The 26209-nt window shown below is 58.9% G+C and carries 23 protein-coding genes and 1 pseudogene; 12 read left to right on the top strand and 12 right to left on the bottom strand.

The annotated features are described in order from the left end of the window. From JCM12178_RS06380 to JCM12178_RS06370, 3 genes are read right to left on the bottom strand one after another with little or no spacing between them, the layout of a single operon-like run. Window positions 1-1113: a glycosyltransferase family 2 protein gene (locus JCM12178_RS06380; protein WP_054649773.1), complete on the bottom strand. Its 1113-nt coding sequence runs from the start codon at window positions 1111-1113 to the stop codon at window positions 1-3. Beyond that, window positions 1106-2293, bottom strand: a complete 1188-nt coding sequence (locus JCM12178_RS06375; protein ID WP_054649771.1) for a DegT/DnrJ/EryC1/StrS family aminotransferase — start codon at window positions 2291-2293, stop codon at window positions 1106-1108. Before JCM12178_RS06375 ends, JCM12178_RS06380 begins: the two co-directional genes overlap by 8 nt. Then, window positions 2290-3339, bottom strand: coding sequence for a FemAB family XrtA/PEP-CTERM system-associated protein (locus JCM12178_RS06370; RefSeq protein ID WP_054649769.1), 1050 nt, complete (start codon window positions 3337-3339; stop codon window positions 2290-2292). Before JCM12178_RS06370 ends, JCM12178_RS06375 begins: the two co-directional genes overlap by 4 nt. Before the next feature lie 471 nt (window positions 3340-3810). Here JCM12178_RS06370 and JCM12178_RS06365 point away from each other — a divergent pair. The 6 genes and pseudogenes from JCM12178_RS06365 to JCM12178_RS18945 all read left to right on the top strand — a co-directional run bounded on the left by JCM12178_RS06365 (window position 3811) and on the right by JCM12178_RS18945 (window position 9496). Further along, window positions 3811-4841, top strand: a pseudogene (locus JCM12178_RS06365) (SDR family oxidoreductase). A 12-nt stretch (window positions 4842-4853) separates the two neighbouring features. Next, the gene (locus JCM12178_RS06360) at window positions 4854-6188 is read left to right on the top strand and encodes an ABC transporter permease (RefSeq protein WP_245628653.1); all 1335 of its coding nucleotides are present in this window, start codon (window positions 4854-4856) and stop codon (window positions 6186-6188) included. After that, complete coding sequence (locus tag JCM12178_RS06355; RefSeq protein WP_245628652.1) at window positions 6071-6706, top strand: ABC transporter ATP-binding protein; 636 nt, start codon at window positions 6071-6073, stop codon at window positions 6704-6706. Before JCM12178_RS06360 ends, JCM12178_RS06355 begins: the two co-directional genes overlap by 118 nt. Then, the gene (locus tag JCM12178_RS06350) at window positions 6703-7791 is read left to right on the top strand and encodes an HlyD family secretion protein (protein WP_054649765.1); all 1089 of its coding nucleotides are present in this window, start codon (window positions 6703-6705) and stop codon (window positions 7789-7791) included. The genes JCM12178_RS06355 and JCM12178_RS06350 overlap by 4 nt, the downstream gene beginning before the upstream one ends. Further along, on the top strand, window positions 7788-8477 hold the full coding sequence (locus JCM12178_RS06345) for a CAAX prenyl protease-related protein (RefSeq protein WP_054649763.1): 690 nt from the start codon (window positions 7788-7790) through the stop codon (window positions 8475-8477). Before JCM12178_RS06350 ends, JCM12178_RS06345 begins: the two co-directional genes overlap by 4 nt. A gap of 149 nt (window positions 8478-8626) precedes the next feature. Continuing rightward, window positions 8627-9496 (top strand): PEP-CTERM sorting domain-containing protein, encoded by an 870-nt coding sequence (locus tag JCM12178_RS18945; protein ID WP_054649761.1) that lies wholly within the window; start codon window positions 8627-8629, stop codon window positions 9494-9496. Window positions 9497-9650: 154 nt separating this feature from the next. Here JCM12178_RS18945 and JCM12178_RS06335 read toward each other — a convergent pair whose 3' ends face one another. The 3 genes from JCM12178_RS06335 to JCM12178_RS06325 are packed head-to-tail and all read right to left on the bottom strand — an operon-like array spanning window position 9651 to window position 13108. After that, entirely contained in the window at window positions 9651-11666 is a 2016-nt protein-coding gene (locus tag JCM12178_RS06335; protein WP_054649759.1) for a ThiF family adenylyltransferase, read from the bottom strand. Between the two features lie 17 nt (window positions 11667-11683). Beyond that, on the bottom strand, window positions 11684-12586 hold the full coding sequence (locus tag JCM12178_RS06330) for an N-acyl amino acid synthase FeeM domain-containing protein (RefSeq protein WP_245628651.1): 903 nt from the start codon (window positions 12584-12586) through the stop codon (window positions 11684-11686). Between the two features lie 21 nt (window positions 12587-12607). After that, window positions 12608-13108, bottom strand: a complete 501-nt coding sequence (locus tag JCM12178_RS06325; RefSeq protein WP_054649755.1) for a PilZ domain-containing protein — start codon at window positions 13106-13108, stop codon at window positions 12608-12610. A 134-nt stretch (window positions 13109-13242) separates the two neighbouring features. Here JCM12178_RS06325 and JCM12178_RS06320 point away from each other — a divergent pair, with 134 nt between their 5' ends. Both JCM12178_RS06320 and JCM12178_RS06315 read left to right on the top strand, forming a co-directional pair. Continuing rightward, window positions 13243-13857 carry a DUF294 nucleotidyltransferase-like/CBS domain-containing protein gene (locus JCM12178_RS06320; RefSeq protein WP_054649753.1) on the top strand — a complete coding sequence of 205 codons (615 nt, stop codon included), beginning with the start codon at window positions 13243-13245 and terminating at the stop codon, window positions 13855-13857. Beyond that, window positions 13854-14972 carry a sensor domain-containing diguanylate cyclase gene (locus tag JCM12178_RS06315; protein WP_054649751.1) on the top strand — a complete coding sequence of 373 codons (1119 nt, stop codon included), beginning with the start codon at window positions 13854-13856 and terminating at the stop codon, window positions 14970-14972. The genes JCM12178_RS06320 and JCM12178_RS06315 overlap by 4 nt, the downstream gene beginning before the upstream one ends. Here JCM12178_RS06315 and JCM12178_RS06310 read toward each other — a convergent pair. The 6 genes from JCM12178_RS06310 to JCM12178_RS06285 form a co-directional block, all read right to left on the bottom strand. Further along, window positions 14938-15366: a hypothetical protein gene (locus tag JCM12178_RS06310; RefSeq protein ID WP_157054803.1), complete on the bottom strand. Its 429-nt coding sequence runs from the start codon at window positions 15364-15366 to the stop codon at window positions 14938-14940. The genes JCM12178_RS06315 and JCM12178_RS06310 overlap by 35 nt on opposite strands. Before the next feature lie 68 nt (window positions 15367-15434). Further along, window positions 15435-16853 carry a sigma-54-dependent transcriptional regulator gene (locus JCM12178_RS06305; RefSeq protein ID WP_054649747.1) on the bottom strand — a complete coding sequence of 473 codons (1419 nt, stop codon included), beginning with the start codon at window positions 16851-16853 and terminating at the stop codon, window positions 15435-15437. 470 nt (window positions 16854-17323) lie between these two features. Continuing rightward, window positions 17324-18097: a THxN family PEP-CTERM protein gene (locus JCM12178_RS06300; RefSeq protein ID WP_054649745.1), complete on the bottom strand. Its 774-nt coding sequence runs from the start codon at window positions 18095-18097 to the stop codon at window positions 17324-17326. An 807-nt stretch (window positions 18098-18904) separates the two neighbouring features. Beyond that, window positions 18905-20098: a murein transglycosylase A gene (gene mltA, locus JCM12178_RS06295; RefSeq protein WP_054649743.1), complete on the bottom strand. Its 1194-nt coding sequence runs from the start codon at window positions 20096-20098 to the stop codon at window positions 18905-18907. Window positions 20099-20101: 3 nt separating this feature from the next. Continuing rightward, a complete protein-coding gene (locus JCM12178_RS06290; RefSeq protein WP_054649741.1) occupies window positions 20102-21202 on the bottom strand; it encodes an AI-2E family transporter in 1101 nt (366 codons plus the stop codon). A 3-nt stretch (window positions 21203-21205) separates the two neighbouring features. Next, window positions 21206-22774 (bottom strand): hybrid sensor histidine kinase/response regulator, encoded by a 1569-nt coding sequence (locus JCM12178_RS06285; RefSeq protein ID WP_054649739.1) that lies wholly within the window; start codon window positions 22772-22774, stop codon window positions 21206-21208. Window positions 22775-23149: 375 nt separating this feature from the next. On the opposite strand from JCM12178_RS06285, the gene JCM12178_RS06280 reads away from it, so the two are divergent. From JCM12178_RS06280 to JCM12178_RS06265, 4 genes are all read left to right on the top strand, one after another. Continuing rightward, window positions 23150-23329: a hypothetical protein gene (locus tag JCM12178_RS06280; protein WP_054649737.1), complete on the top strand. Its 180-nt coding sequence runs from the start codon at window positions 23150-23152 to the stop codon at window positions 23327-23329. Window positions 23330-23464: 135 nt separating this feature from the next. Further along, window positions 23465-24331, top strand: coding sequence for a transporter substrate-binding domain-containing protein (locus JCM12178_RS06275; RefSeq protein ID WP_157054801.1), 867 nt, complete (start codon window positions 23465-23467; stop codon window positions 24329-24331). A gap of 72 nt (window positions 24332-24403) precedes the next feature. Further along, entirely contained in the window at window positions 24404-25411 is a 1008-nt protein-coding gene (locus JCM12178_RS06270) for an amino acid ABC transporter permease (RefSeq protein ID WP_054649735.1), read from the top strand. Further along, the gene (locus JCM12178_RS06265) at window positions 25411-26142 is read left to right on the top strand and encodes an amino acid ABC transporter ATP-binding protein (protein WP_054649733.1); all 732 of its coding nucleotides are present in this window, start codon (window positions 25411-25413) and stop codon (window positions 26140-26142) included. The genes JCM12178_RS06270 and JCM12178_RS06265 overlap by 1 nt, the downstream gene beginning before the upstream one ends. The last annotated feature ends 67 nt before the right edge of the window (window positions 26143-26209 follow it).

The following is a 26209-nucleotide window of genomic DNA, read 5'->3' as shown; positions in this document are numbered from 1 at the left end:
CTAACTGTTACGGGGTTTCCACAAAAGATACCGCTCGCCGCGCATGTACTGCCCCAGCCCGAGGATGGGAGCGACGTGCAGCACGATGAATCCGTATGACAGACTTCCGAAACCCCGGCCCCGCCAGCGGAACAGCGCCGCCGAACCATAAAACGCCACCTGAACGGCAAACGCCGCGTCATAAAGCCACCAGTGGCCGAGCAGTGCGAGGTTTGCGGCCAGACACACGCCCATGAGCGGCAGGCAAAGCCAGCGCAACAGCTTGTGCATGACGAGCTGCCAAAGAAAACCCGCCTTGCCCGCACGAAGCAGCGGCATGAACTGCGACAGCACCACGATCCACGACTGGGTCATGATCCGGGTCTGGCGACCCATCTCGTCCACGCCCACGGAAAACGGTTCTGTGCAAACGGCGTCAGGCTCCTGCACCGCGCGATAGCCGCGCATGACCGTCTGGATAGGGTGCAAAAAATCGTTGATGAACTGCGGCTCCAGCGGCGTATACAGCTCGCGGCGCATGGCATAGATCGCTCCGTCCGCGCCCACGATGCCCCACAGGCGGGATTCAAGGCTCTTCAGCATGTCCTCGTAGCGGCGATAGGCTCCGCCGCCTCCGCCGCCCTCGTACTCCGAGTGGCCGCTCACCAACCCCACCTCGGGGTCCGCAAACCGTTCTGCCAAACGCGTCACCGCGTGCGGGTCGAACATGGAGTTGGCGTCTGTGAACACGAGGATGTCGTTTCCGGTCTCTTCGGCGGCACGGTTGAGCGCGCGGGTCTTGCCGAGGTTCTCGGGCTGCTCGATCAACCGGACGCGCCCGTTGCCGCAGGAGCGCACGATCTCTGCCGTGGTGTCGGTGCTGCCGTCGGAGACAATGAGCATCTCCAACCGCTCGGGCGGATAGACGAGTTTCTCGAAGTTGGCGATTTTGGCCGCGATGACCGCTTCCTCATTGAAGGCCGACACCACGATGGTCACGCCGGGCCAGTAGGCCACGGGCCGGGCCATATCGCGCCTGCCGACGGTCCGCACGAGCAAGAGCATGGTCAGCGGAAGCCCGGCAAAAGCGTAGGCGATCACGAGCGCGGTGAACCAGAACACGGTCTCAGCCATGGCAGCCTCCGGCCGTCTGAAAAGTGTGGGTGATGGTCTGCACGTCGCGCATGGACACGAACCCGTGCGTGGGCAGCGTGACCAACTCGCTCGCAAGACGTTTTGCGCCCGGATAGTCGGCCTGCCGGGCCAGATGCGGCGCGATGCCGGGGATACCGTCCAGCGTGGTCGGATAGGCCGGGACCACCCCAAGCTCGGGGGCCACGGTGCATGCCCTGCCGTTAAGCAGCGGCAGGCGAAGAAAAACGGGGGCGGCTCCGCTCACGGGGCGCGGCACTTCGCACCCCGGCAGGCGGCGCATCAATTCATCCGCCGTCCGTTTTCGGCAACGGTTCAACTCGTCCAGCCTGTCCAGCATCCGAAGGCCGAGCCCTGCCTGAAAGCCGGTCAGCCCCTTCACCGGAAAGCCCGGATCGAAAACAGATGCGCCAAGCTTCAACATGGGCAGACTGCGGGGAATCCAGTACATTCTGGGGTGCAACAAGCCGCACAGGGCCAGCGCCTTCAAAATAATCACCACCCTATTGCGCGCCGACACCGGTTCGGGCCGAATTCTGCCAAGGACCTCGGCGAGGTCGTCGCGGTCGGTGACGAGGATGCCACCGTCCACTGCGGATATATTCTTGCCCCGGCTCATGCTGAACAGCCCCACGTCACCGAGTGCTCCGGCAGGCTGTCCGCGATAGCTCGCGCCCATGGCCTGCGCCGCATCATCAAAAACCGGCACGCCCCTTTGTGACGCCGCCCCACGGACCGCGTCCATGTCCACGGGATAGCCGAAGAGGTGGCAGGCCATGAGACACAGTGTCCTGTCATTCAGGGACCGCGCCATGTCCTGCGGGTCCGGGCTCATGGTCCCGCGCTCCAGATCGTACGGGTTGAGCCTGAACCCGGCGTTCACTATGGCCGAAGCAACGGAGTAGGAAGTGTAGGCGGGCACCGCCACCTCGTCCCTGCCGGGATACAGCTCACCCAGTGCGCGAAAGGCCGCGCTCATGGCCGCACGGCCCGAGGAAAAAAGAAAAACATGCCTGACACCAAAAACCGAAGCAATTTCGCGGCGCAGTTCGGCGAGCGCAGCATCCTCATGCCGTGCTGCCCGCACGCCTGCGGCAATGTCGGCGGGCGCAAAGGGCACCCCGGAGGGAGCAAGTGCGCGGCAGGCGGAAAGCATGCTCATGGAATATTCCTCACGATGCGAGGGCCGAGGAGTTTTGTCAGCCCGACCGGAAGCCGCTGCCACGTGCGGACCATGAGCCGATACTTCGGGTTGTCCGGGCTCAGGTCCGGCATGTCACAGCCTTCGGACAAAAGGTACTGCCAAACCATGCTGCGCGGTGCGGCCCCCCACTGTTTCTTGAACCGGAAAGTACCCTTGTCCGGTGTGGAACGGCCGAAGTCGAATGTGAGGCTGCCGAGGTCGCACGCCTGGCGGATCATGGCCCAGTAAAGAAGATTATTGGGGCACATGGGGTTGTAACTCCGAATCGACGAAGCCCACGGCACCTCGAAAAGACCACGGAACCACACGGTCACGGACCCGGCCACGCAGTTTTCGCCGTGACGGATAACGAAAATCCTCGAAGAATCGGAAAACTCTTCAAGAACACACTGAAAGAACCTTTTCGGGTACACAGGCGTGCCGAGGTCGCGCATGTTTCGAGAAAAAACGTCGTAGAACTCGTCGAGCAACTCCGCACCGCCCGAATCAGCAGTCAGACCGGAACGTTCGGCCTTGCGGATCTGATTGCGCACCTTGGCCTTGAAGCCGGTCCACAGCGCTTCGCTGCCGCCGGACAGATCGAGCCGCATGGAGACCTTGTGATTTCTGCCGGGCAATCCGGAAAGCCCGCTGTCGAGCTGACGTAACTCCACGTGCGCGGCCCCGGTGCTCTGAGCGACCTGCGCGGCAGCCTCCACCAGCCCCTCAGCTACTATGGGCGAATTGGCGAGCACGCCCCCGTAATTGAAAAACGGCATGGACGTCAGGAAATTTCCGAAGAGCAGACTTTTCATGTGCACCAACGGCAACACGCCGACCACTTCGCCGCCGCTTGTGGCCCACAGGGGGTAGACATCGTGACCGAAGGCCCGGCGCACGACCTCCATCCAGCCGCTGCGGTGATAGTTGGTGGCCCCGTCGGCACGCTGGACATACTCGTCCCAACGGTCCCTGTTGGCGGCGTCGAAGACAGCCGGTCCCACGTCGTATCCCGACGTTTTCATCCGAAATCCCCCTTGATATGCGAAGCCTCTCACACAGTCCGCTCATACCGAACAGCATGTCCGGGACCCGTTCCACTGCCTGCCGTTTCCCCGTCACACTGCTCCTGACGACACGCGCCTGCCGACCACAAGCCCGACACGATGCGGCACACCGCCGCGCTGCGCGTTGTCGAGGACTGAAAACAGAGCCAAAAGCGTGCCACCACAAAATGGAAACCCGATCACCTTCTTTTTCAGTGCATTAAGCCATAACCAAATTACCCCGGATGCGTTCCGGAGAAGGGATGTCCGGTTTTTCCGAACAGACTGCGCTGCACAGATGCCATTTGCCATCATGGTCGGGCCAAACACATACAGGCTTCAACAATAATACGATTTTTATCACAACATTTCAGAACAATAGAAACGCACATCAGGCTGTCACACTTCTTGCTTTTTTGCAGGAAACTCTCAGGCGCAGGAGGAGCAGCCATGCAGGATATCGCGATCAACGACTTGTACCGGTCCATTCAGGAAACGAACCGAAAATGGGTAGTGACGGGAGCAGCGGGCTTCATCGGCTCGCACCTTGTCCAGACGCTTCTTGAACTGGACCAGCAGGTGGTGGGGCTGGACAACCTGTCCACCGGCCACACGGAAAACCTCGACGATGTCAGAGAATCCGTAAAACCCGGACAGTGGGATAAATTTACCTTTATTCACGGTGACATACGCAACATCGAGACGTGCAGCGAGTGCGTGGAAGGCGCGGACTACGTCCTGCATCAGGCTGCGCTCGGCAGTGTGCCCCACTCCATAGACGACCCGGCGCAGGCCAACGAAAACAACATAAACGGCTTTCTGAACATGCTCATGCATCGCGCGATGCCGGGGTGAAGAGCTTTGTGTACGCAGCCTCCAGCGCAACATACGGCGACGACCCGACCCTGCCCAAGCGCGAGGAGAGCGTCGGCCGCCCTCTCTCCCCGTACGCCCTGACCAAATACGTTAATGAACTATACGCGGACGTATTCCGCACCTGTTACGACTTCTCCTGCATCGGCCTTCGCTACTTCAACGTCTTTGGTCCCCGGCAGGACCCGCAGGGCGCGTATGCCGCCGTTATCCCCAAGTGGTTCTCCGCGCTGGTTCACGGTCAGCAGCCGGAAATAAACGGCGACGGCGAGACGAGCCGCGACTTCTGCTACGTGGACAACACGGTACAGGCCAACCTGCTGGCCGCCACCACCGAGAACCCCGATGCGCGCGGTCAGGTCTACAACGTGGCCCTCGGCACAAGAACGACCCTGAACGAACTGTTCCGAAGCATCCGCAGCATTGTCGCCAACACTGCGCCGGAGGCCAACAGCATCGAGCCGCTCTACCGGGACTTCCGGGCAGGGGACATCCGCCACTCGCTGGCGGACATCGGCAAGGCCGGAACACTGCTCGGCTACAAACCGGACATCGGAGTGGACGAAGGGCTGCGGCGCGCCGCCATCTGGTATCTCCAGCAGGCTTGACGCAGGTCGCCCATGATCCTCACCATCGCAAGACAGAACCTGCTTCACGACAAGGTGCGACTCGTCGTCACCCTGACGGGCGTGGTGTTCGCGGTGGTGCTCATCACCATTCAGATCGGGCTGTTCATCGGCTTCACCCACACCATATCCGCTGTCATCGACAACTCGCGGGCCGATGTGTGGGTCACGTCGCCCGGCGTCAAGAACTTCGACATCGCCCTGCCGCTCACGCAGGAAAAATACTACAAGGTCATCTCCACGCCGGGCGTGAAGACCGCCTCGCGCTTCATCATCCAGTTCGCGGACTGGAAAAAACCGGACAAGGGCCAGGAGTCCATCGAGATCATCGGCTACGAGCCGGACAAGGGCATGGGCGGGCCCTGGGGATTCGTGAGCGGTTCGGCCAAAATGCTCGACCTGTCCGACAGCGTCATCGCCGACCAGCTCTACATGGACAAGCTCGGCATCGAAAAACTGGGCGAGCAGATCGAGATCAACAGCCGCAAGGCCCGTGTGGTGGGCCTGACGCGTGGCATCCGCTCCTTCACCACTTCCCCCTTCGTGTTTGCCGAATACGAAACCGCGCACCGCTTCTCCCACCTGCGCGACCGCGAGTTCACCTACGTGCTGGTCAGGGGCGAAGACGGGGTTGCGCCCGAAGCCCTGCGCGACATGCTCCTCAAGAACGTGGACAACGTGGACGCTTACACAACGCGCGACTTCAGCCAGAAGACCCGCGACTACTGGATGTTCAACACCGGGGCGGGAACCAGCATTCTGATGGCGGCATTTCTCGGCCTCGTGGTCGGCACGGTCATTGTGGCCCAGACGCTCTACGCCACCACCCTCGACCACCTGCCGGAGTTTGCCACGCTCAAGGCCATGGGCGCGCCCAATTCCTATATATGCAAAATTCTCATCGCACAGGCAGCGCTCAGCGCTGTGCTCGGCTACGGGTTCGGCATGTCCATCTCGTATCTGGCCGTCAGCATCAGCAGCTTCGCGGCCATGGCCATCATCGTGCCGCCGCAGGTGGCGGTGATGATGTTCTTCCTGACCCTGATAATGTGCGTCACCTCGTCGCTCATCTCCATCAGAAAGGTCATGACCCTCGACCCGGCGCTGGTCTTCAAGGAAGGTGATCGCATGACACAAAAACCCGTCATATCGCTCAAGGGCATCACCAAGCCTTCGGCCCGGAGCCGCACCGGGAGTTCGCCCTGCGCGGCGTGGATCTGGACATCAAACTCGGCAAGGTTCTGCTACTCATGGGACCTTCGGGCAGCGGCAAGACCACCCTGCTCTCCATCATGGGCTGTATCCTCAGTCCCACTTCCGGGACCGTGACCATTGCCGACGAGGTGGTCACGGACCTTCCGGGAAGCAAGCTTTCCAAGGTCAGGCTCAAGCACCTCGGCTTCATCTTTCAGGAGTACAACCTCTTCTCCACCCTGACGGTGCTGGAAAACGTGCTCGTGGCCATGCACCTGCGGGGCTTCGACAAGCCAGAGGCAAGGCGGGGCGCGCTCAAGGTCCTTGACGACGTGGGCCTCTCGGACAAGGTGAACGCCTACCCGAAGACCCTAAGCGGCGGCCAGAAGCAGCGCGTGGCCATTGCCCGCGCCCTTGCAGGCGGTCCCAAAGTCATCCTCGCGGACGAACCCACGGCGGCCCTCGACTCGGAAAACGGCAGGCGGGTCATGGAACTCATGGCCTCGCTGGTCAGGGACGGGACCCGCTCGCTGGTGATCGTCACCCACGACGCCAGAACGCTGGAGTTCGCCGACGAAGTCATGAACATCGAGGACGGCGAGTTACACCCCGCCGAAGGGCCTGAACATCAACGCGAAGGGGCACATCCATGAAGCGTCTGATTCTTCTCATGATCCTCGTTGCCGCCGGAGTGGCAGCGGTCAGCCTGCGCGCCCCCAAATGGCTCGCGGACAGACTGCCTTCGCCGGAGAACGCCACAAAGACCTATGTCTCACTGGCCCGGCTGCAAACCGAAAACGAATGGATTGCGGCCTACGGGCGGGTGGAGCCCTCCTCCGAGGAGCGAAACCTCGCCTTTGAGATAAGCGGGGTCATCGCCACGGTGGAAGTGCTTGAGGGCGACCCGGTCACCGCCGGACAGCAGGTGGCATCCCTGAGGGCCGGGGACCGCAGGGCGCGGCTTGAAGCGGCCAAGGCTCAGGAGCAGGCCAAGCTGGCCCAGTACCAGAAGCTGGTTGCCGGTGCCCGAAAGGAAGAGAAAAGCTCGGCATGGGCTGCGGTCAAGCGGGCCGAAACCGTCATGAAGAACCTCAAGCGCGAAATGGTTCGGCGTCAGGAGCTTCTCAGCAAGAACCTCATCGCCAAGGAAGAGGTGGACAGGGCCATCAAGGACTACCGCGTGGCCGAGAAACAATATGAGGAAGCCGAACAGCAGCACCTCATCGCCCAGAACCAGTCCCGCAAGGAGGACATCGCCTCCAGCTACGCAGAATACGACGCCGCACGGCACACGGCCCGGGAAATGGTCGAGGAGTTGGAAAAGACCGTCCTGCGCTCGCCCATCGACGGCACCGTGCTCAGAACGCACCGCAAGGCCGGGGAGAACGTATCGATATTCTTCGAGGCCCCGGTGCTGACCGTAGGCAATGAAGAGGCCCTGAACGTGCGGGCCGAGGTGGACGAAGACTATGCCGTGCGGGTGAAAAAGGGGCAGGAGGCCCTGTTCGTCTGCGACGCATTTCCGGACAGGGAGTTCAAGGGAACGGTCACGCGACTCAGCCATATGACCGGCCGGAAGCTCCTGCCCACGGACACGCCCGGCGACAAGGTGGACACCAAGGTGCTTGAGGTGATCGTCTCGCTCAAGGACTCCGCCGGACTCATCACCGGGATAACCGGGGACGTGCTCATCAGGACCGGCGCGGCACAACAGATTTCGGGGAATTCGATACCATGAGCATCACCCAGCCCTCCCCTCTTGCGGCAAGGGTCGCGCCCTTTGCCGTATACATGTCGTTCCTGCTGCTGGTGGAACTGGTCGAGATGGCCGCCCCGGACCTCGTCACGCCGCGCTTCACCGCCATGCTCTATCCCGCCAAGGCCGCAGCCACGGCCATCGCGCTGGTCTGGTGCTACCGCCTCTACACGGATCTGAACTGGCGGGAACTTTTGCGTCCCGTTCACACGGCCACAAGCGTGGCAACCGCCATTGCGGTGTATGTGCTATGGGTCAATCTCGACCTGCCGTTCGCCACCATGGGTGAGCAGACCTCGTATGATCCGGCAGTTTTTCACTCCCCCGCCGCACAGACGACTCTCATCGTCATCCGGGTCCTCGGCGCGGCCCTCGTGGTACCGATCATGGAGGAAGTCTTCTGGCGTTCCTTCCTGTGTCGCTATCTGGTCAAAAACGACTTTCTCTCGGTTCGGCCCGGCACGTTCACCCTTTTCTCCTTTGCCGCCACCACCGTGCTGTTCGGGCTTGAGCATCACTACTGGCTTGCCGGGATGATCGCCGGAGCAGCCTTCAACCTCGTGTACAGATTCAGCGGCAGTCTTGCACAGTGCGTGCTCTGCCACGCGGTCTGCAACGCCGCTCTGGCCGCGCATGTCCTTGTCACCCGCCAATGGCACTTCTGGTGATGTAAACCCTATCGAATATATGTCGAGGGTATTTACACATAGTCCGAATTCAGGCCCCCAACACGCACTTAAAGTATTAGAATGATAGGGTTTTAAACTTTGGCACACCGGTTGCTTAGTAGAGAGAAAAACAATCGGAGGAATTGACCATGCGTTTTATCAGAACCCTGACAGTTACCCTGGCCCTCTTGGCTTTCACCGCAGTCGCCGCTACCGCAGCGCCGATCCTTGCCGGTGGCAAGACGATCTTCCATTACTCGGGATTTGAAAACATCATCGGGTATGACATCACCGCTCCGCAAAGCGACACCAACCAGCTTGACAACGGCGACATCGTCTACGGCATCATCCGCCTCAGCGAAATCACGGACGGCCCCGGCGTTGTCGTGCCCCAGCCGGACGAAGAGCTGACAGGCTTCTTCGCAGGCGTTGTCCAGTACACGCAGCAGCAGGACGGCCCGCTGCTCACCTTCCGCTCCCTCGCGGAAACCAACGCCATGTATAATTTCTACAGCGTCAGCGGCAGCACCATCACCTGGAACGACGCAGCGCTGGGAAGCATCGTAGGCAACACCTTCACGGCTGACGAGCTGACCAACGACGCGGTCATGAAGTACTTCTACGATGGCGCCAAGAACTCCGCCCCCGGCGACATCTCCACCTACGTGGACGGCACCCCGTGGGCGACCATGACCCTCGACTGGGAAGACACCTACTGGTACAGCATCCTGGGCAGCGACGGATCCAACCTGATCGGCACCAACCTCTTCGGCTTCGAAACCTACGGTGACGCACCCTGGGGCGACATCCTGGTCAACGACCCTGAAGAAGTACGCTTCGACTACGATGTGGCCATCTACGGCGAAGCAGACGTCTCCCTGAACTCCAGCACGGACGTCCCCTGGGCCATCGACATCTCCGACCCCGCAGTGGTCGCGACCCCCGAACCGAGCACCTTCGTGATCCTCGGACTCGGACTCCTCGGACTCCTCGGCTTCCGCCGCCGGTTCCAGAGGTAAACCGCCCCTCAATTCCTCATCGGCAATAGATACATCAGGGAGCCTTTCTCCGGAAAGGCTCCCTTTCTTGTGCCCTCTCGCAACAAGCTGCACATGAAAATTCCCCCGCAACGCACGGTCACGGGGGAAGTCTTGTTTGCTGGATGCGAGAACGCTAGACCATGAACCCGGAAAGCGGCCTGCGGTAGGTACCGAACCGAATTGCAGGCCCGTAGCCAACGCGGAAGAACATCATTGGCACTTCGGTCATGAAGCCGGGAAACGCCTGTTCCACCAGAGGCCACGCCTTCTGAAGCAAAAGGATGTGGTCCGCGTTGCGAAACGAGCCGTCTCCGAGAAGGAGCTGGCGCAGCCTGAACAGAGCCGGAGCCGCAGCAGGCTGGAACTGGATGCCGTAGTGGGCAAACCGCAGCCACGCTCGCTGGAGCGCCTGCCCGGCCGCGAGAAATCCTTCCGGCCCGGCCTCATCCGCCACGATGCAGCCGACACCGCCAGAATGACGGATTCCGGCAGCCGAGTGCGCGGCCACGGCCCGGCTCATGCGAAACGCGTTTGCAACGCGCATCACAGACCACGATCTGGTGGCCTTGAGGAACACTTCCCCGGGCTTGCCCGCTTCAAGATTGCGAAGCGGCAAACCGTCACGCGTCGTCTCGGCCTCTTCTGGGGTGAACCGGATCATGGCAGCGAGATGCTCGTGCAGGGAGCGGTTCTCGGAGCGGATGATGTCAACCAGTCCGACAGCGCGGGCAAAGGCACCCACGGACTCTCTGGAGTCGCACCACCGCAGGCGTACGCCGGGAATGTCCTCAAGGGACTCGGCGATGCTCTCCCAGATGCCCTGTGTAACAGAAGTGCGCTTGAAATGCTTGCGATTGGTGTCGCGAAGCCAGACCGCATCGAGAAAGGAGTCGTCATCGGGAACCGGTGCTTGTGCCACGCCGAGCCGGGCCAGAAGGTCCTTGTCCGAGCCATCCGGGAACCGTTCCACGGAAATGTCCCGGCCACAGGCGCGTGCTGCTATCAGAATATTCTCCAGCGCAGCGCCGCAGGCCATGATGGACGCGGACTGTTCCACATTGAAAAAGCTCTGGTCGGCCGCGCGATCCACCATAAGGTCCAGCCCGGGCCAGTCCTTATGGAATCGCCACGGCTGAACATTGTCGCCGGAAGGGGCGCGTATTCCGGCCCGGATCATGAAATCGAGTTGCTCGTCTGCGCTGCCGTGAACCGGCGGACTGGGGATATCCACGGCCGGGACACGGGGCTTGAGCAGGAAATTCTTGAAGAACCACAGCTTGAACCGCTGGGTCGCGGCCCGGTTGCCCCGGCGCAGCTTCCCGCGCACCAGCTTGCGGCGGCAGGCGTCGAACTGCAGGTAACGGGGAATGGCCTTGACGCCGCCTCGGCCCAGCAGAATCCGCAGGGCCTCCATGGTGGCCAACGCGGAACAGAGCTGGCAGGCCAGCCCGGACGACGGGCCGCGCCCGCCTTCGAGATCCACGGTGTTCAGGTCCGTATACCCGGCCTGCAAGGCCCTCGGCGAGAGTCCCAGCGCGAACTTCAGGAGCCTGTCCGTTCTGGAATCATCTTCCCGAATGTCGAAATACTCGTCAAAGCCCATGCCGCCCGGCATGAAGACCAGCATGGCGACACTGAAGCCCATGGGACCGGCGGTGATGACCGGAATGCCACGCTCCAGCGCACGGATGAAGACCATCCGGCGCACCTCGAAGACGAAAAAATCAAGGCCGTCGAGCACGATGTCCACGTCGTCGAGGAATTCGTCCACGTTGTCGCGGGTCACGCCCTCGGGAAATGTCCTGAGGTCGAGATGGGGATTCGCGTCCAGAGCGGACTTGGCCATGGTTTCGAGTTTATCCCGGCCGAAGGAGCTGGAAGCCGCACCATACTGGCGATTGACGTTCACCGGGTTGTACGCGTCCATGTCCGCGATGCTGAACGCCCCGATACCGGCACGTACCATCGACATGAGGTGGCTTCCGCCCACGCCGCCCATGCCGGGGATACCCACGCGGCGGCGCATGAGCCGGTCCTGCTCGTTGGCCGAAAGCAGCCCGATGTTCCGGGAGAAAGCCGCAGCGTGATAGTCGGCCTTGCGGGAAAGCCCCCGGGCCGCCAGTTGCCGCATGAATTCGGTGGTGTTCATCCGAAACCCCGTCCGGCTCAGTGCCGGGGCGCCTTGGCGCAGCGCACGGCTTCGGGATAGAGATAGGTCAGAACCTGAATCTGTTCCTCTGTCAGCCCTTCGAGAATGGTCGGCCGCTTTTCCAGCAGCGAGCAGATGATGGACTGGTCAAGGGGCTTGTCGTTGTCCACCGGATAGGTCAGGCTCGGATCCATGATTGAGTTCTTCATCTTGACGAAGAACGATAGCAGGTCGGTCTCGAAATCCTCACCACCGTATGCATCCAGCATCCGCTGGTCATAGGTGTGGACATTGGCGTAGAGAGCCACGGCGGGCGCACCGACGGCCTCGTACATGCGCTCCTCCGCCATCTCCTCGAACAGAAATATTTCCTTGTAGAACCGAACGTGCTTGGGGTTAACCATGATGCAGGCGTAATCCACATCCACCAGATGCGCGTAATGGAAAAGCGCCTTGGCAAGATAAACCACCAGGTTGGCCCAGCGCCGGTTCTTTGGGGTGGCCAATGCCCCGATTTCCGCAACCCTGTGCCCTTGCGCGCGCAGTTCATCGAGTTCCGGCTTATACACGGCGTCCATGGGCAATCCGAAAACCCGGGTGTCCTTATACAGACTCATGGTTGAAATAACGTCGAGATAACTCTTGAACACGAAAACGGATGCCGTGGGGAGCAGGCTGTAGACACTGTAGAGCATCTGGTGCGGATCCGAGTCCTTGACGTACCCTGCCGCCCGGTACTCGCGGTAGACGATCCTGAAAGCCTGCTCCAGTTCCTCCAGCGTTTCGGCGATCTTCATGCTTGGACGGTCGATGTCGTCCAGATTATCGCGGATGAGCGCGGAGCGGCGTATGCGGATGGTGCGCCGACGTTCGATTCCCCGTTGCGACTGCTTCTCGACCTTCGCTTCTCTGGCTGCCATATCCATCGCTCCACTCCTTGATCACATGCTTTGTTCGGCACCAATGTGCTTCGACAGCATTTCCAGCAGCGAAGCATCCACCGACTCGAAACCGCCCCCCATGCTCACCCCGTTGTCATGGTTGCTCCACCGTTTCTTGCAATAAAAGGAAACCGTTTGATATGTTTCAGGAATTGTAAATACGACTTCAAAATACGACACCTCGGACAGCCGCCGTGCATCTTCGCTTTTTACACCGTTGAAGGTGACGCGCATGCCCCCTTGGGAGATGTCGTTGACGGTTACGGGAATGCTTCGAACCACCCTGTCGGGAAAGCTTACACAGGATACGGCAGAAATTGACAACTCGAAGCGTTTATATGCCCGTCGCTCGCTGCAACTTTGCTCCATACACTGGCCCATTGAACGAATCGTATCGAGAACAATGGTCTTCGCATGTTCCACCGGCGTCCGGTTGTTCATCTGGGCAACTTCTTTCAAAGCAAAGTATTCCGAGTGGTTGATGTCAAAGCAGACTTTCACCTGTACCCTCCATGGCTTGCAAACCGGCCTCAACGAAAAAGCCTGTACCGATGCCGTTTCTTATATCTATCTGCGAACGTTCAGTTACGAATTGTTGTCATGGTAATTGCTATTAGCATACCAAGACGGACAGCATGCGAAGAAAAAATGAAACAATCACCACGATGCTCACGACATTTCAAGACATAACGCTGCGGCCCATGCCGAAGGCGATCAGCAACATTGACATCGTCAAGATTTTTTCGATGTTTCGCATCTTCAACGCCTGCCATCTGCCCTTTCCAAGCGGTAACGGAGGGTTCAAGAGCCTTTCGGCCACCATCCTCGCCAGCAACATTCTAAAGGGTACGCCGCTCAATCTCGAAGACGCTCTGCTGCCGAAAGCCAAGGTGGTACAACTTCGTGACAACATAGAGGAGACCCTGCTCGCGGGGGGCAGTCCGGTAAATCCGGACAGTCTGCCGAATCTGTTCGTTGTTACCGACAACATCAAGCCGCTCGGCTGGGTGCACATCAAGCACCTCATGACCGAGAGCTTTCTCAAGGGCATCCCGAGGGTCGGACGGGTCATGCGGCAAAACGCCGTGGTTATCGACGACCCGGACTGCTCGCTCTACGAAATTCACCGCCGCATTCAGGAAACGCGAGAGACCAGCGTCATCATCAGCGACGGCCCCAAGGTGCTCGGCGTGGTCGACAACAAGACCGTCAGCGACTGGTTTCGTGGGGGTGCGACATCTGGCACATGAAGGCCATGAACGTGGCCCGCCCTGTGCCAGCGGTCAAGCCGACCACCTCGCTACAGGACGCATACATGGAATGCATCCGCAACGACTCGGAGCAAGCCGTTGTGCTCATCGGCGAACTGCCGGTCGGCACCATAGCCCTCACCGATATCGTGAACGCCCTTTGGGTGAAGTCACAGGGGGCCAGCATACCGGCGAGCAACGGCAACGGAGAGTCCGGGCTGCACGAAAACGCCTTTCTGGACATCGTGGTGGGAACGTCCATGAATACCGGCATTCTCGGCCTGACCGAACATCTGCGCGTCGTCTATTTCAACAATACGCTGCACCACATGCTCGGCGACCCGCCGGAGATCAGGATAGGCACCGACATCTCCATGGTTTCGGAAGCCTGCAACATCTCGGTTCACAAGATGCTCACCAGCATCGAACGCTCCAAGTCCGGCGAGGAGCAGACCCTCAGCGCATGGAAGAAGAAGGGAAACGAACAGCAGAAGCTCCAGTTCAAGATCAACGCCGTGCGTATCGAAGGCAAGGAAGCGGGATATGTCATCGCCGTTCAGGATGTCACGGACCAGTACAATGCCCAGCGCAAGATGCAGCGGCTTGCCTACTATGACAGCCTGACAAACCTGCCGAACCGCTCCCTCTTCAAGGAACGGTTCCAGACCGAACTGCACAAGGCCCAACGCGAAAAGACCCACCTCGCCATCATGATGATGGATCTGGACGGCTTCAAGGAGGTCAACGACACCTTTGGCCACTCCAGCGGCGACATACTGCTCAACGAAGTCGGCAAGCGGCTCAAGACCACCATCCGGGAAACGGACACGGTGGGACGTTTTGGGGGAGACGAATTCGTTTTCATCTTTCCGCAGATCACCAACCGCGAAAGTGCGGAGCAGGTGGCGGACAAGCTGTTGGAGGCCGTGGCAAAACCCATGGATATAAACGGCGAGACAATGCGCATGGGCGCATCCATAGGCATTGCCATCTATCCGGAGGACGGGACCGAATTCAAGGAGCTTCTGGATGTCTCGGACTCAAGAATGTTCTTCCAGAAGCGGTTGAAGCGTGAAGAGCCTACATTAAAGGAATCCCTACCGGGCACGACGTGAACTCCGCGCCCACGCGAACCTGCCTGCTCAGCTCCATGCGTTTGGGCTGGCAATCAATGGCAACGGGCTCGTCTCTTCCGGGAATAACGAACAGCACACTGAAGTGGACGATGGAATCGACCATGCCCGCATAGACGTGACCCTTGTCCTGAATCTCAAGCATTAACCCCGAGAAGGAAATGTTGCGAATGACGGCAGGCAGGCAGACGACATCGCCATCCGAGCAGACAATCTGGATAACCGCGCTCTGGTGCATCTCGTAGCGCACGCCCTGACGCCTGTCGTTCGATTCGTTCAACTTGTCCGAACCGAATGTCTCCCGCATAATGCGCAATACCTCGACGGCTCCGGCGCGGTCCTTCTCCTCCACATTCTGGAGGGCGATGTCAATCAACTGATTTATTGTAAAGTCTTTTTCCATAATCCTTAGAGTTATGTCCCTGTTAGAAATATACTGCGCCCTCAAGGACGCAGCGAAATGCTGTGCTTACTGAGCAGTTCATACAACCGGGTTCTGGAGAGCCCGGATATATCACAGGCGCGCTTGACGGATTTATCGCACAGCGCCACGAGATGATGCAGGTATTCGACTTCCATCCTGTCGATGATGTCACGCCGGTACTGTTTGAGGTCCGGCAACTCATCAGGCATGGGCAGGGAAATGTCATTGCTTCCCTGCCTGACTTTCCCGCCGTTGTTGCCTTTATCCTCGGCCTCGGCCATGACCGTGCGCATTCTTATGTTTTGGGGCAGGTGGAAATAATTCAGCTTGTCCTCGAACATTGCCTTGAACACGGAGACGCGAATGACGTTGAGAAACTCGCGCACATTGCCGGGCCAGTCATACTTGTGCAGTGCGCCCAGAAAACGTGAACCGACCTTGAGGGGCTCCCGGCCCGCGTCACGGCAAAGGACGTCCACGTAGTGGCGCGCAAGCAGCTCAAGGTCGCCATTGCGTTCCCTGAGCGGCGGCAGGTCGATGGAGAACATGTTCAAGCGATAATAGAGGTCGCGACGGAAGGTGCCCGCCTCAACCATGGCGGCGAGATCGCAGTTGGTGGCCGCGACCAGTCGGAAATCCACGTGGACCTCGTCGGCGGAACTCAGCGGCCTGAAGGACTTCTCCTGCAAAACGCGCAGAAGTGATTTCTGGACACTCATGGAGAGATCGCCAACCTCATCCAGAAAGAGCGTGCCGTTATGGGCCATCTCGAAAAGCCCTTTCTTGGAGCGGTCCGCGCCGGTAAACGCGCCTCGTGAGTGCCCGAAGAGCAGGCTCTCGGCCAGCGTGTCCGGGAGATTGGTGCAGTCCACCACAACATAACGGTTTCCGGCCCGGGTGCTGTTCTTGTGCAGGGCGCGGGCAAAGAGCTCTTTCCCAGTCCCGGTCTCGCCGGTAATGACAACGTTTCCTTCACTGTGGGCGGCGAGTGCCATCTGCTCTATGCAGCGCTCAAGCGGGCCGCTTTCACCGACGATACCGCAGCGATCAACAGCGGCCGCTTTTTCGACCGTCTTTTCCTGCATCTTCAGAAGATTGCCGACAACGGCTTTGAGACGCTCCTTTTCCACCGGCTTGACCATGTAATCCACGGCCCCGGCATCAAAGGCTTTTTCGATACATCCCCCTTCGGCGCACCCGCTGAGCACGACAATGGAGACGCTTGGATGGCGGTCGAAAATATCCGGAATGTGTTCAATGCCATCCCCTTCAGGCAACTGAACGTCAAGAAAAACGATGTCCGGTGTCCATCGGGACATGGAGTTCAGCGCAGCCCGGAGATGAGCGACGCTACGGCATTCGTGCCCCATGGCTTCGCACCAATGGGATACCTGCCGACCGATGATGGGATCATCGTCCACGATGAGTATTTTTCCCACAAATCCCCCAGAGAAGCGACAACCCGCCCTTAGGGACCAAGCCCCGGTCGCCGCTTTAACATAGTTGCATAGACACCAGCCATGCCACCTGAACATCCGGCCGACATGCAAACCTTTTCGACCACGACAGTCAGGCAATCCGGATCACATACTGCCGCACTGTAAAGTAATCCGACAACAATAAACCCACTAGAAACAGATGGAAATCTCAACAGATGCGATTTACAGTATTTAACAATGGAAAGTGCATCCCTGTCCTTGAAGCAATTTCGTCTATTTTACCATTTAACAACGGATTCATTCTAAGTCCATTATATTTTGTGAACACATCAAGACGTAACCAACAGGACACAATCAAACAAACAATTGAAAATTGCAAAAAGAACAGTCGGTCTAAACGGTTTTGCTCTCTTCACAAACAATAAAAGCCCCGGCAGAAATCCTGCCGGGGCTTTTCAAGCGGAATCTGTTTAGGACCGGCTGCGCCTGCGCAGGGCGATCAGTGAAAGCAGTCCGATGCCGAAGACTATGAAGGTGGACGGCTCGGGCACCGGGGCAGCAGTCACCTGGAACTTGGTGTGCTCCTCGTTGCGCTGTTCTTCCACGGTGGTCCAGCCGAATGCGGGTCCCTGCCAGGGGATGTTGTTATCAACAAGGTTCTCGGTCGGAACCAGATCGAAGGAAGGCAGGAAGGACACCATGTATTCGATTCCGTCATAGAGGAAGTCGAATTCGGCGTCCGCGATACTCGCCACCAGGAAGATGTCATCCTGATACGATCCGTCATTCAGGGTTTCCCAGAAGAAAAAGTCGAACGTGGTGGTAAAGGATTCCTCGTCCGCGGAACCGGAAGGCGACAGCGTCAGCACCGAGCGAACAACGCCGCCGGTAAGGATATCGCTGGTGCTCCAGATGGGATAGTTGTCGTGGAACATGTTTATCACGTCCACGATGGGTCCGTTGGTCTGCGCAGTACCGACCTTGCGCTCAAACCAGATGGAGCTGCGAGCGTCATCATTGACAGGATCGCCCCAGGTGAGCTGCCTGTACCCGGAGTCACCGGCCAGCGTGACCGGATCTTCGGCGAGAATCGGCAGCGCTGAAGATCCGCCTTCATCTATGGTCCAGGAAGTAAAGCCGTAGTCCAGCGTGTAATCCCAGTCCACGACGAACGCGCTTGCGGCAACCGGAAGCGTGCAGGTCCAGATCAGTACGGCAAAAATGCAGGTGATGGCTCTATTCATAATGTTCCTCGTTGGTGAAAAATGTTTGATGCCGAGCTTTAAGCAACCATCGGACCAAACATGCAAGATATTGTTTTCATGGCACAAAAAGACCAAGCGACCATCAGCTCCAAGCTGCCTTTGCAAAGCATATCGACAACTTCGCCCAAACAGGACCTGCACAAAAAATTTAATGCTTTAATTAAAAATAGTTACATGAAATCATCTTCCTGATGACACTGTAAGATTATTCGACAAGGCTGACACAGCAGGCATACAAAAGAAGCGGCCACCCCTTCTCAGGCGGAAGAAAGGGTGACCATTAGAGGGAAGGATGGTGAGAGGGTTTATGTAAACGCGTCTCTTCAGGAAGAAGATGCACGCCGTTCCGAGAAGCATCCGGGCTGTCCGCTGGTCGAAAAAAACCGGGCAGTTCTCCGACCTGTGCCGTGACACCTGCTCGGACTCCGGAAAGGGCATCCGGAAGAAGGGACCTCGGCCGTCACTCCATAAGCGCCTCCTCGCTCCACGTTTCCGAAAACGGCTGGCAATCCGGCTGCCGGAGATGCTGCGCCCCGACAGCCGAAACGGCACGCTGCCGTGCCTGTTGCCTTGCCGCTCTCTTCACTCATTTCACAGAAAAGCAAGATGTATTCCATGTCAAAACCCGTTGGATTCGCTTGAGTTACGGAGTCCGGAAAAACCGGAATTGTTACGTTTTTCCACACAAATTCCGAAAAACCTTACACTCCGGGCACAAGGTTTTCCGCACGAAAAAGGCGGCCTCCGAAGAAGCCGCCCGAAACTGAGTGTAACGCTCGTAAGCTGTCATTGCCGCAATACACGTCTGCTCACGAGCAGGTATACCGAGGCGTCGTGCTGCAAATGTCCTGCAAGGTATTTTGCCTTGTGTCCGAAGCCGCAGAAAAGGTCACAGCGGGTGCCCTTGATGGCCCCGCCGGTATCCTGCGCAAGCATCACCCCCGTAAAAGGCTCGGTGCCGTCGCCATCCGGCAGTCCGGTGTCCAACGCAAGCAGCGCGCCGAGCGGGATGGTCTTGGGGTCGACGGCCATGCTCACGAACGGCGTAAGCGTCCTGCCGATGCTGCCGTACGGGCCTTCATCGTGCAGCCGGAAGAACACGTAGCTCGGGTTTTGATACAGGTAGGCGTCGCGTTCCTCGGGGTGTTCGGCGAGAAAACGACGAATGCGCTTCATGCTCATCTCGTCCTTCGGCACCCTGCCGTCGTCGATGAGGATGCGGCCGAGCGAGCGGTACTGATGGCCGTTCTTGCCCGCATAGAGCACGTGTTCCATGCTGCCGTCAGGGTAGACGAGCCGACCGGACCCCTGAATGTGCAGGAAGAAGGCATCCACGGGGTCGGCAAGCCAGGCTATCTCAAGCCCCTGCCCTGCCAGCGCGCCTTCGCCGTCAATGGCCTCGCGGTCAAAGTACGGAACGGCCTTGCCGTCTTCCATACGATACAATAGCCGCTGGCCCTTCCAGCGAGGATGGAACCGCCCGAGCTCCAGCGTCTTCATGTCGTCCGGAACGCCGTAAAGCGGATAGAAATACTCGGCAGAGCGCGTTTTGGAGGCGCGAATGAGCGGCTCGTAATAGCCGGTTAAAAGCGTTCCCGGATCAAGCCGGAACCACACGAACCGCTCCTCCAGCAGGCCGGGGTCTGCATCCAGCTCGGGCAGCGCGGCCAGCAGGTCCTCGAGCGTTGCGCGAAGCTGGCTCCATGTGAGCAGCAGCCCTGCTGAATGCGCGGCGGCGTTGCCCGCAGGCCGAGCCTTGACGTAGGCAAGGCTTCGCTCCAGCGCGGGCCGGAGTCCTTCAAACGAGGCCAACCCCTGCCGGTGCGGCATCAGGGAACGCACCACCGGCCCGACATTATCCACACGGACAAACCGAGGCCCTTGGACTTCGGGCGGTTCAGGCGGTGCGGGGGGAGCGGGTTCCTTGGGGGCGCAGGAAACGAGAAGCAGGAGAACGGTCAGCAGCAGCGCGTGTCGCATGAATCAGTCGCTTTCCTTTTTTTTGAGGGAGTCGCCATATTCTTCGGTGTAGATTTGCAGCATCACCATCAGGAAACTGAGAATCAGGGGGCCGTACAGAATGCCGAGCATGCCGAAGGCCGAGATGCCGCCGAGAATGGCGAGAAAGATGTAGAAGGTGGAGACCTGTGCGGCCTCGCGCATGAAATACGGACGAAGGAAGGTGTCGATGCTCACAACAATGAGCGAGAACCAGAGCGTCAGGAAGACGCCCAACTGCCACTGGCCGGTGATGAACAGGTAGATGGCCGCGGGAACCCAGATGATGCCCGTGCCGACGACCGGGACCAGCGAGCAAAACGCTGTCATGGCGCCCCAAAACACGCCGGGGATGCCGCAGATGGCAAGTCCCACGCCGCCCACAAGGCCCTGCAGGACGGCCACGAGCAGGCAGCCCATGAGCACGCCACGGGACACGCGCTTGAGGCTGTCGATGATGTAATCTTCCTGTCGCGTTCGCAGCGGGGAAACCTGCTTGATGAACTCGACCATCTGGGTGCCGTCGCGCAGGAAGTAGAACAGCGCAAAGACCATCAGCAGAAAGAGTAGCAGCAACCGGAAGGCGTCTCGCACGAAGACCGTGCTGTAGCTGAGCATGGTCTGGGCGAAATCGCGCGAAAAATCGAGAACCCGGTCCCGCACTTCCACGCCGTTGAGATCGAGAAACGGCAGCTTGTCATGAACCCAGTGCAACACGCCCTGCACGCCGGAGGAAGCCATCAGATGATCGAAATCCGTGACCCGTATCCATTTGTTGATGGCCGCCACGGACTCTATTCCCTGATTCACAAGAGCGATGATGACCACAACCATGGGGATGAGCAGCACCACCACGATGGTCAGGGTGGTCAGGACGGCTGCCCAGTTCCGACGCCCGCCGGTCAGCTCCAGCGCCTTGTACATGACCGGCGAGGACATGATTGCCAGCACACACGAGAGCAGCAGCGAATGAAGAAACGCCTCGACAAGCGAATAGCCGAGGTACAGCGCTGTGGCGAGCAGTACCAGCAGGGTTGCGGAGTAGATGCTCCACGAACCTTGGGAGTTGTTGTTCTGGGTGGACATGCGTCAGGTCCTGTCAGCGTTCAGCGTGGCGTGAATAACGGATGAAAGCGATTCAAGATCGGCGGGCTTGGCAAGGTAGTTGTCCATCCCGGCATGCAGACAGCGTTGCTCGTCGCCCCACATGGCGTGGGCGGTCAGGGCCACAATGGGGATATGCGGATTTCGCACCGCACCGCCGCCGGAACGGATGGTCTTGGTGGCCTCGATGCCGTCCATCTCCGGCATCTGGATATCCATGAGCACGAGGTCGTAATCTTCCTCAGCGAGCCTGCGCACAACCATACTGCCGTCGTCCACGGCTTCGACTCGGCACCCCTGCTTTTCGAGCACGCGGGAAATATAGGTCTGGCTGATGACGTCGTCGTCGGCGATAAGAACTCGAAGCCCCTGAAGATGGTCCACGTCCGTCGCATCCGCTTTGGGCTTGATGCCCCGCGGCTCCATGTCGGCGGTGATATGGAAGACGCTTCCCTCGCCCTCCACCGACTCGGTCCAGATATCCCCGCCAAGGATTGCGGCAAGGCGCTTGGAAATGGCCAGCCCAAGTCCGAGTCCGCCCTGCTTGCGGGTCATGTAGTCATCGGCCTGCGTAAAGCATTCGAAAATGCCGCCGACCTTTGATTCGGGAATGCCGCAGCCCGTGTCGGTAACGGCAAAATTCAGCCTGACTCGCCCGGATGCTGGCGGATTCCCATGGTATTGTTCAGGGGGAAGCATTGCGGCACGAACCTCGACACGCCCTTCGCTGGTGAACTTGACGGCGTTCTCCACCACATTTCTGAGCACCTGCCGAAGCTTGCCGGAGTCGCCCAGAACCAGCGCAGGGACATCGTCATCCACCACACTCACAAGCTCGATACCCTTGCCTTCGGCCATGCCCCGAAACTGCTCGCAGACGCTTTCCAGCAGATCCGCAACCTTGAATTCGGTCTCACGAAGCGACTGCATCCGCGCTTCGAGCTTGGAGTAGTCAAGAATCTGATTAAGCACTTTCAGGAGGTCCATGGCCGACCGCTTGATGAGGCCGACGCTCTCCTTGTGCTCGTCAGGAATGTCGGACATGAGCAGCAGCTCGGTCATGCCGAGCACGCCGTTCATGGGCGTGCGCAGTTCGTGACTGATGGTGGCGAGGAAGGAGGTCTTGACCTCGTTGGCGGCGTCGGCCTCGCGCCGAGCCCGCTGCACTTCCAACTCCATGCCATGCTTGTAGATGGCAACCTCGATGGCCGAACGCAGGTCGCGGTCATCCACCGGCTTGAGCAGGAACCCGTAAGGCCCGGACGTCTTGGCGCGCCCAAGGGTTTCATTGTCGGAAAAAACAGTCAGATAGACGACCGGAATCCCGTATACTTCGGCGATTTTCGACGCGGCCTCAATGCCGTCCATCTCGCCTTCAAGACGGACGTCCATGAGCACGAGGTCAGGCGACAGCTCCCCGCAAAGACGGATAGCATCCTCACCGGACGAGGTGGTGGCCGCAACGCGGTACCCTATGCGTTCCAGCGCCGCCTGCACGTCCATGCTGGCTATGGTGTCGTCTTCAACAACGAGAATCCTGATGTCGTCGGCCATGCAGTCACTCCGAGATTTTTCCGCACCCTATCAACGAATACAACGGGTCACAACATACATTAGCAGGTCCTGAAGACCGGTCAAGACACCTGAACGGTTTATACCACCACCCCCATTCGGCACCAGCACTGGTCGGCCAGCGCTTTGCAAAACGTAAAATTAAACCCCAAAGAAGCAAAACTTCGCAAAAACAAACCCCGACATCAACGATTTTGTAACCAAATCAATCAACATCTGTTCGGAGTTTTCCATTTTCGACAATCAGCAAGACATACAAACAAAAACCACGTGACTGTTTCTCATTTTTGTAGATTTATCTTGATAATTCCGTAACGCAAAGCTACCGTACAACTTCTCGTTAAAAGGAGGGATTTCATGGCCGACGATTCCGGACGTGAAAGAAAGCGGGAGCAGCCCGAAGCCGTGGAAGTTGTCTGTCCCAAGTGCCGCAGCACCCAGATAGTCTACCTGCCCATGGAAGAGGTGCCGAAATGCCCTGACTGTCGTGTGGAAATGCTGGTCAGCGAGATTCTAACCGAAGGCAAATATTATTGAATTGGTACGGCAATCCGCTTTGAGCCGGTCACTCGGAGCAGGACGGTCAGGCAGTGTGTACAAATCATTAAAAAGGAAGGACGTGATGTCCCAAGGGACATCCGAGGCCGCATGATGCGGTGGAAAGGAGGACTCATGAAACGCTATTCCTGGATGGCCGCGGCCATCGCCCTGTTTACCCTGCTGTTCGCATTCGGCTGCAATCAGGGCAACTCCCAGCAGCAGACCCAGACGAACAACAACGTCAACGTCCGCAAACAGTTCGTGGAGCAATCCACGCTTGAAAAGATTCTGAGCCGCGGCGAACTGCGCGTCGGTTTCGAAGCAGGCTACGTACCCTTTGAAATGACCGACAAAAAGGGCGACTTCGTTGGCTTCGACATCGACATGGCCAAGGAAATGGCCAAGGCCATGGGTGTCAAGTTCGTGCCGGTGAACACCGCATGGGACGGCATCATCCCGGCGCTCATGTCCGACAAGTTCGATATCATCATGTCCGGCATGACCGTCACGCAGGAGCGCAACCTGAAGATCAACTTCGCCGACCCGTATATCGTCGTCGGTCAGACCATCCTGCTTAACATGAAGCACGCTGCGGACGTCGAATCGTACAAGGACCTGAACGATCCCAAGTACGTCGTGACCTCCAAGCTCGGCACCACCGGCGAACAGGCCGTCAAGCGCATGATCCCCAAGTGCACCTACAAGTCTTTCGAGACCGAAACCGAGGCCTTCCTCGAAGTGATGAACGGCAAGGCCGACGCCTATGTCTACGACCTGCCCAACTGCGCATTCCTGTATGCGGAACAGGGCAAGGGCAAGGTCATCTTCCTCGACCAGCCCTTCACTTACGAGCCTCTGGCCTGGGCCATCAACAAGGGTGACCCCGACTTCCTGAACTGGCTGAACAACTTCCTGAGCCAGGTCAAGAACGACGGCCGCTATGACCGCATCTACGGCAAGTGGCTCGGCAGCACCGACTGGTCCAAGGAACTCAAGTAATAGAGCAAGCCGACGGCCGGGAACCGCCACGCGGTTCCCGGCCGCCTCACGCCACCGGAGGCCGTTCGACCCATGTCCGACAGCAAGCGCCGGGCCGCACGCAAGGGCCCGTATTATCACATATTGTGGAAGTCTGTATTCTTCCTCATCATCATCGGTGTGGCCGCCTCGTTCTATATGGCGTCCAGACAGGCCAACTACATCTGGCACTGGAACCGCGTTCCCAAATATTTTTATTTTGAAGATACCGTCGAGATACGGTCAGAGATTCCGGGCGAAGTAGCCTCCATCAAGCCCTCTGGCGAGGACTCCGTGATCGTGGTTGAAGGCGACGGCCAGTCCGAGCAGTACCACGTTCCTTCAAACGCCCTGCTCGTCACGCAGGGAGACACCGTTTACATGGGCGACGTGCTCGGCTCGTACAAGGAGTGGCGAGTGGGCCTGCTCCTTGTGGGTTTATGGCTGACCGTACAAGTCAGCGCCATCGCCATCGTCTTCGGCATCCTTCTGGGTCTCTTCACCGGGCTGGCACGAATATCGGAGAACCCGTGCCTCAAATGGCTGGCCATAACCTACATCGAAATCATTCGAGGAACGCCGCTGCTGGTCCAGATAATGATCTGGTACTTCGTGGTCGGCACACTCATCAACGCGCTGCTGATACGCTACGGCATCCCCGAGATTCCGTCGCTGTGGTTCGGTGTTGCCTCGCTGGCCATCTTCGCGGGGGCCTATGTGGCGGAAATCGTGCGCGCGGGCATTCAGTCCGTGAACCGGGGCCAGATGGAAGCCGCCAGATCGCTCGGAATGACCCGGACGCAGGCCATGCGCAAGATCATCCTGCCGCAGGCCTTCAAACGCATCCTGCCGCCGCTGGCCGGGCAATTCATCAGCCTCATCAAGGACTCGTCGCTTCTTGGCATCATCGCCATTCGCGAGCTTACCAAGGCCACCCGCGAAGGCGTCACTTCAAGCCTCATGCCCTACGAGCTCTGGTTCGTCTGCGGCGTGCTCTACCTGACCATGACCTTCGCGCTGTCCATGTTCGTCCAGTACCTTGAAAGAAGGACGGTCTCCTGATGATCGAAGTCAAGAACATCTACAAGACGTTCCACGTCCCCCACGAGGTGCAGGCGCTCTCGGACGTATCCTACACGGTCAAGCAAGGCGATGTGGTCGTGGTCATCGGCCCCTCCGGTTCCGGCAAAAGCACCTTCCTGCGTTGCCTGAACCGGCTGGAATACGCCGATCGCGGAGAAATCCTCATCGACGGGGTGGACATCCTCGATCCCAAAACCGACATCAACAAGATTCGCGCCGACGTGGGCATGGTGTTTCAGTCGTTCAACCTCTTCCCGCACAAAACCGTGCTGGAGAACGTGACCATAGGGCAAACCACCGTGCTGAAGCGATCAAACTCGGACGCCAACGAGATCGGTATGAAACTGCTCAAGAAGGTGGGCATCGGGGACAAGGCCAACGTGCATCCCGGTCAGCTTTCCGGGGGGCAGCAGCAGCGTGTCGCCATTGCACGCTCACTGGCCATGAACCCCAAGGTCATGCTCTTTGACGAGCCGACCTCGGCGCTGGACCCGGAAATGATCGGGGAGGTGCTGGATGTCATGAAAACGCTGGCAAAGGAAGGAATGACCATGGTGGTCGTGACCCATGAGATGGGTTTTGCGCGTGAAGTGGCGGACCACGTCGTCTTCATGGACGAAGGCATGCTCATCGAGGTGGGCACGCCGGAGCACTTCTTCACCGCCCCAACGCACGAGCGCACCAAACTCTTCCTGAGCCAGATTCTCTAATCTGATACAAATTCAAAAAAACCGGGGCCGCATCAGCGGCCCCGGTTTTTCACGTCAATCGACAAAA

Source organism: Salidesulfovibrio brasiliensis JCM 12178 (assembly GCF_001311825.1).
Taxonomy (GTDB): Bacteria; Desulfobacterota; Desulfovibrionia; order Desulfovibrionales; family Desulfovibrionaceae; genus Pseudodesulfovibrio; species Pseudodesulfovibrio brasiliensis.
Note: the sequence above shows the minus strand (reverse complement) of the source record. Positions and strands in the feature narration are given on the sequence as shown.

Excerpts from the sequence above, each read along its gene's own strand:
- JCM12178_RS06380 (WP_054649773.1), bottom strand. The coding sequence starts at position 1,113 with ATGGCTGAGACCGTGTTCTGGTTCACCGCGCTCGTGATCGCCTACGCT.
- JCM12178_RS06375 (WP_054649771.1), bottom strand. The coding sequence starts at position 2,293 with ATGAGCATGCTTTCCGCCTGCCGCGCACTTGCTCCCTCCGGGGTGCCC.
- JCM12178_RS06370 (WP_054649769.1), bottom strand. The coding sequence starts at position 3,339 with ATGAAAACGTCGGGATACGACGTGGGACCGGCTGTCTTCGACGCCGCC.
- JCM12178_RS06360 (WP_245628653.1), top strand. The coding sequence starts at position 4,854 with ATGATCCTCACCATCGCAAGACAGAACCTGCTTCACGACAAGGTGCGA.
- JCM12178_RS06350 (WP_054649765.1), top strand. The coding sequence starts at position 6,703 with ATGAAGCGTCTGATTCTTCTCATGATCCTCGTTGCCGCCGGAGTGGCA.
- JCM12178_RS06345 (WP_054649763.1), top strand. The coding sequence starts at position 7,788 with ATGAGCATCACCCAGCCCTCCCCTCTTGCGGCAAGGGTCGCGCCCTTT.
- JCM12178_RS18945 (WP_054649761.1), top strand. The coding sequence starts at position 8,627 with ATGCGTTTTATCAGAACCCTGACAGTTACCCTGGCCCTCTTGGCTTTC.
- JCM12178_RS06335 (WP_054649759.1), bottom strand. The coding sequence starts at position 11,666 with ATGAACACCACCGAATTCATGCGGCAACTGGCGGCCCGGGGGCTTTCC.
- JCM12178_RS06330 (WP_245628651.1), bottom strand. The coding sequence starts at position 12,586 with ATGGCAGCCAGAGAAGCGAAGGTCGAGAAGCAGTCGCAACGGGGAATC.
- JCM12178_RS06320 (WP_054649753.1), top strand. The coding sequence starts at position 13,243 with ATGCGAAGAAAAAATGAAACAATCACCACGATGCTCACGACATTTCAA.
- JCM12178_RS06315 (WP_054649751.1), top strand. The coding sequence starts at position 13,854 with ATGAAGGCCATGAACGTGGCCCGCCCTGTGCCAGCGGTCAAGCCGACC.
- JCM12178_RS06300 (WP_054649745.1), bottom strand. The coding sequence starts at position 18,097 with ATGAATAGAGCCATCACCTGCATTTTTGCCGTACTGATCTGGACCTGC.
- mltA (WP_054649743.1), bottom strand. The coding sequence starts at position 20,098 with ATGCGACACGCGCTGCTGCTGACCGTTCTCCTGCTTCTCGTTTCCTGC.
- JCM12178_RS06290 (WP_054649741.1), bottom strand. The coding sequence starts at position 21,202 with ATGTCCACCCAGAACAACAACTCCCAAGGTTCGTGGAGCATCTACTCC.
- JCM12178_RS06285 (WP_054649739.1), bottom strand. The coding sequence starts at position 22,774 with ATGGCCGACGACATCAGGATTCTCGTTGTTGAAGACGACACCATAGCC.
- JCM12178_RS06280 (WP_054649737.1), top strand. The coding sequence starts at position 23,150 with ATGGCCGACGATTCCGGACGTGAAAGAAAGCGGGAGCAGCCCGAAGCC.
- JCM12178_RS06275 (WP_157054801.1), top strand. The coding sequence starts at position 23,465 with ATGAAACGCTATTCCTGGATGGCCGCGGCCATCGCCCTGTTTACCCTG.
- JCM12178_RS06270 (WP_054649735.1), top strand. The coding sequence starts at position 24,404 with ATGTCCGACAGCAAGCGCCGGGCCGCACGCAAGGGCCCGTATTATCAC.
- JCM12178_RS06265 (WP_054649733.1), top strand. The coding sequence starts at position 25,411 with ATGATCGAAGTCAAGAACATCTACAAGACGTTCCACGTCCCCCACGAG.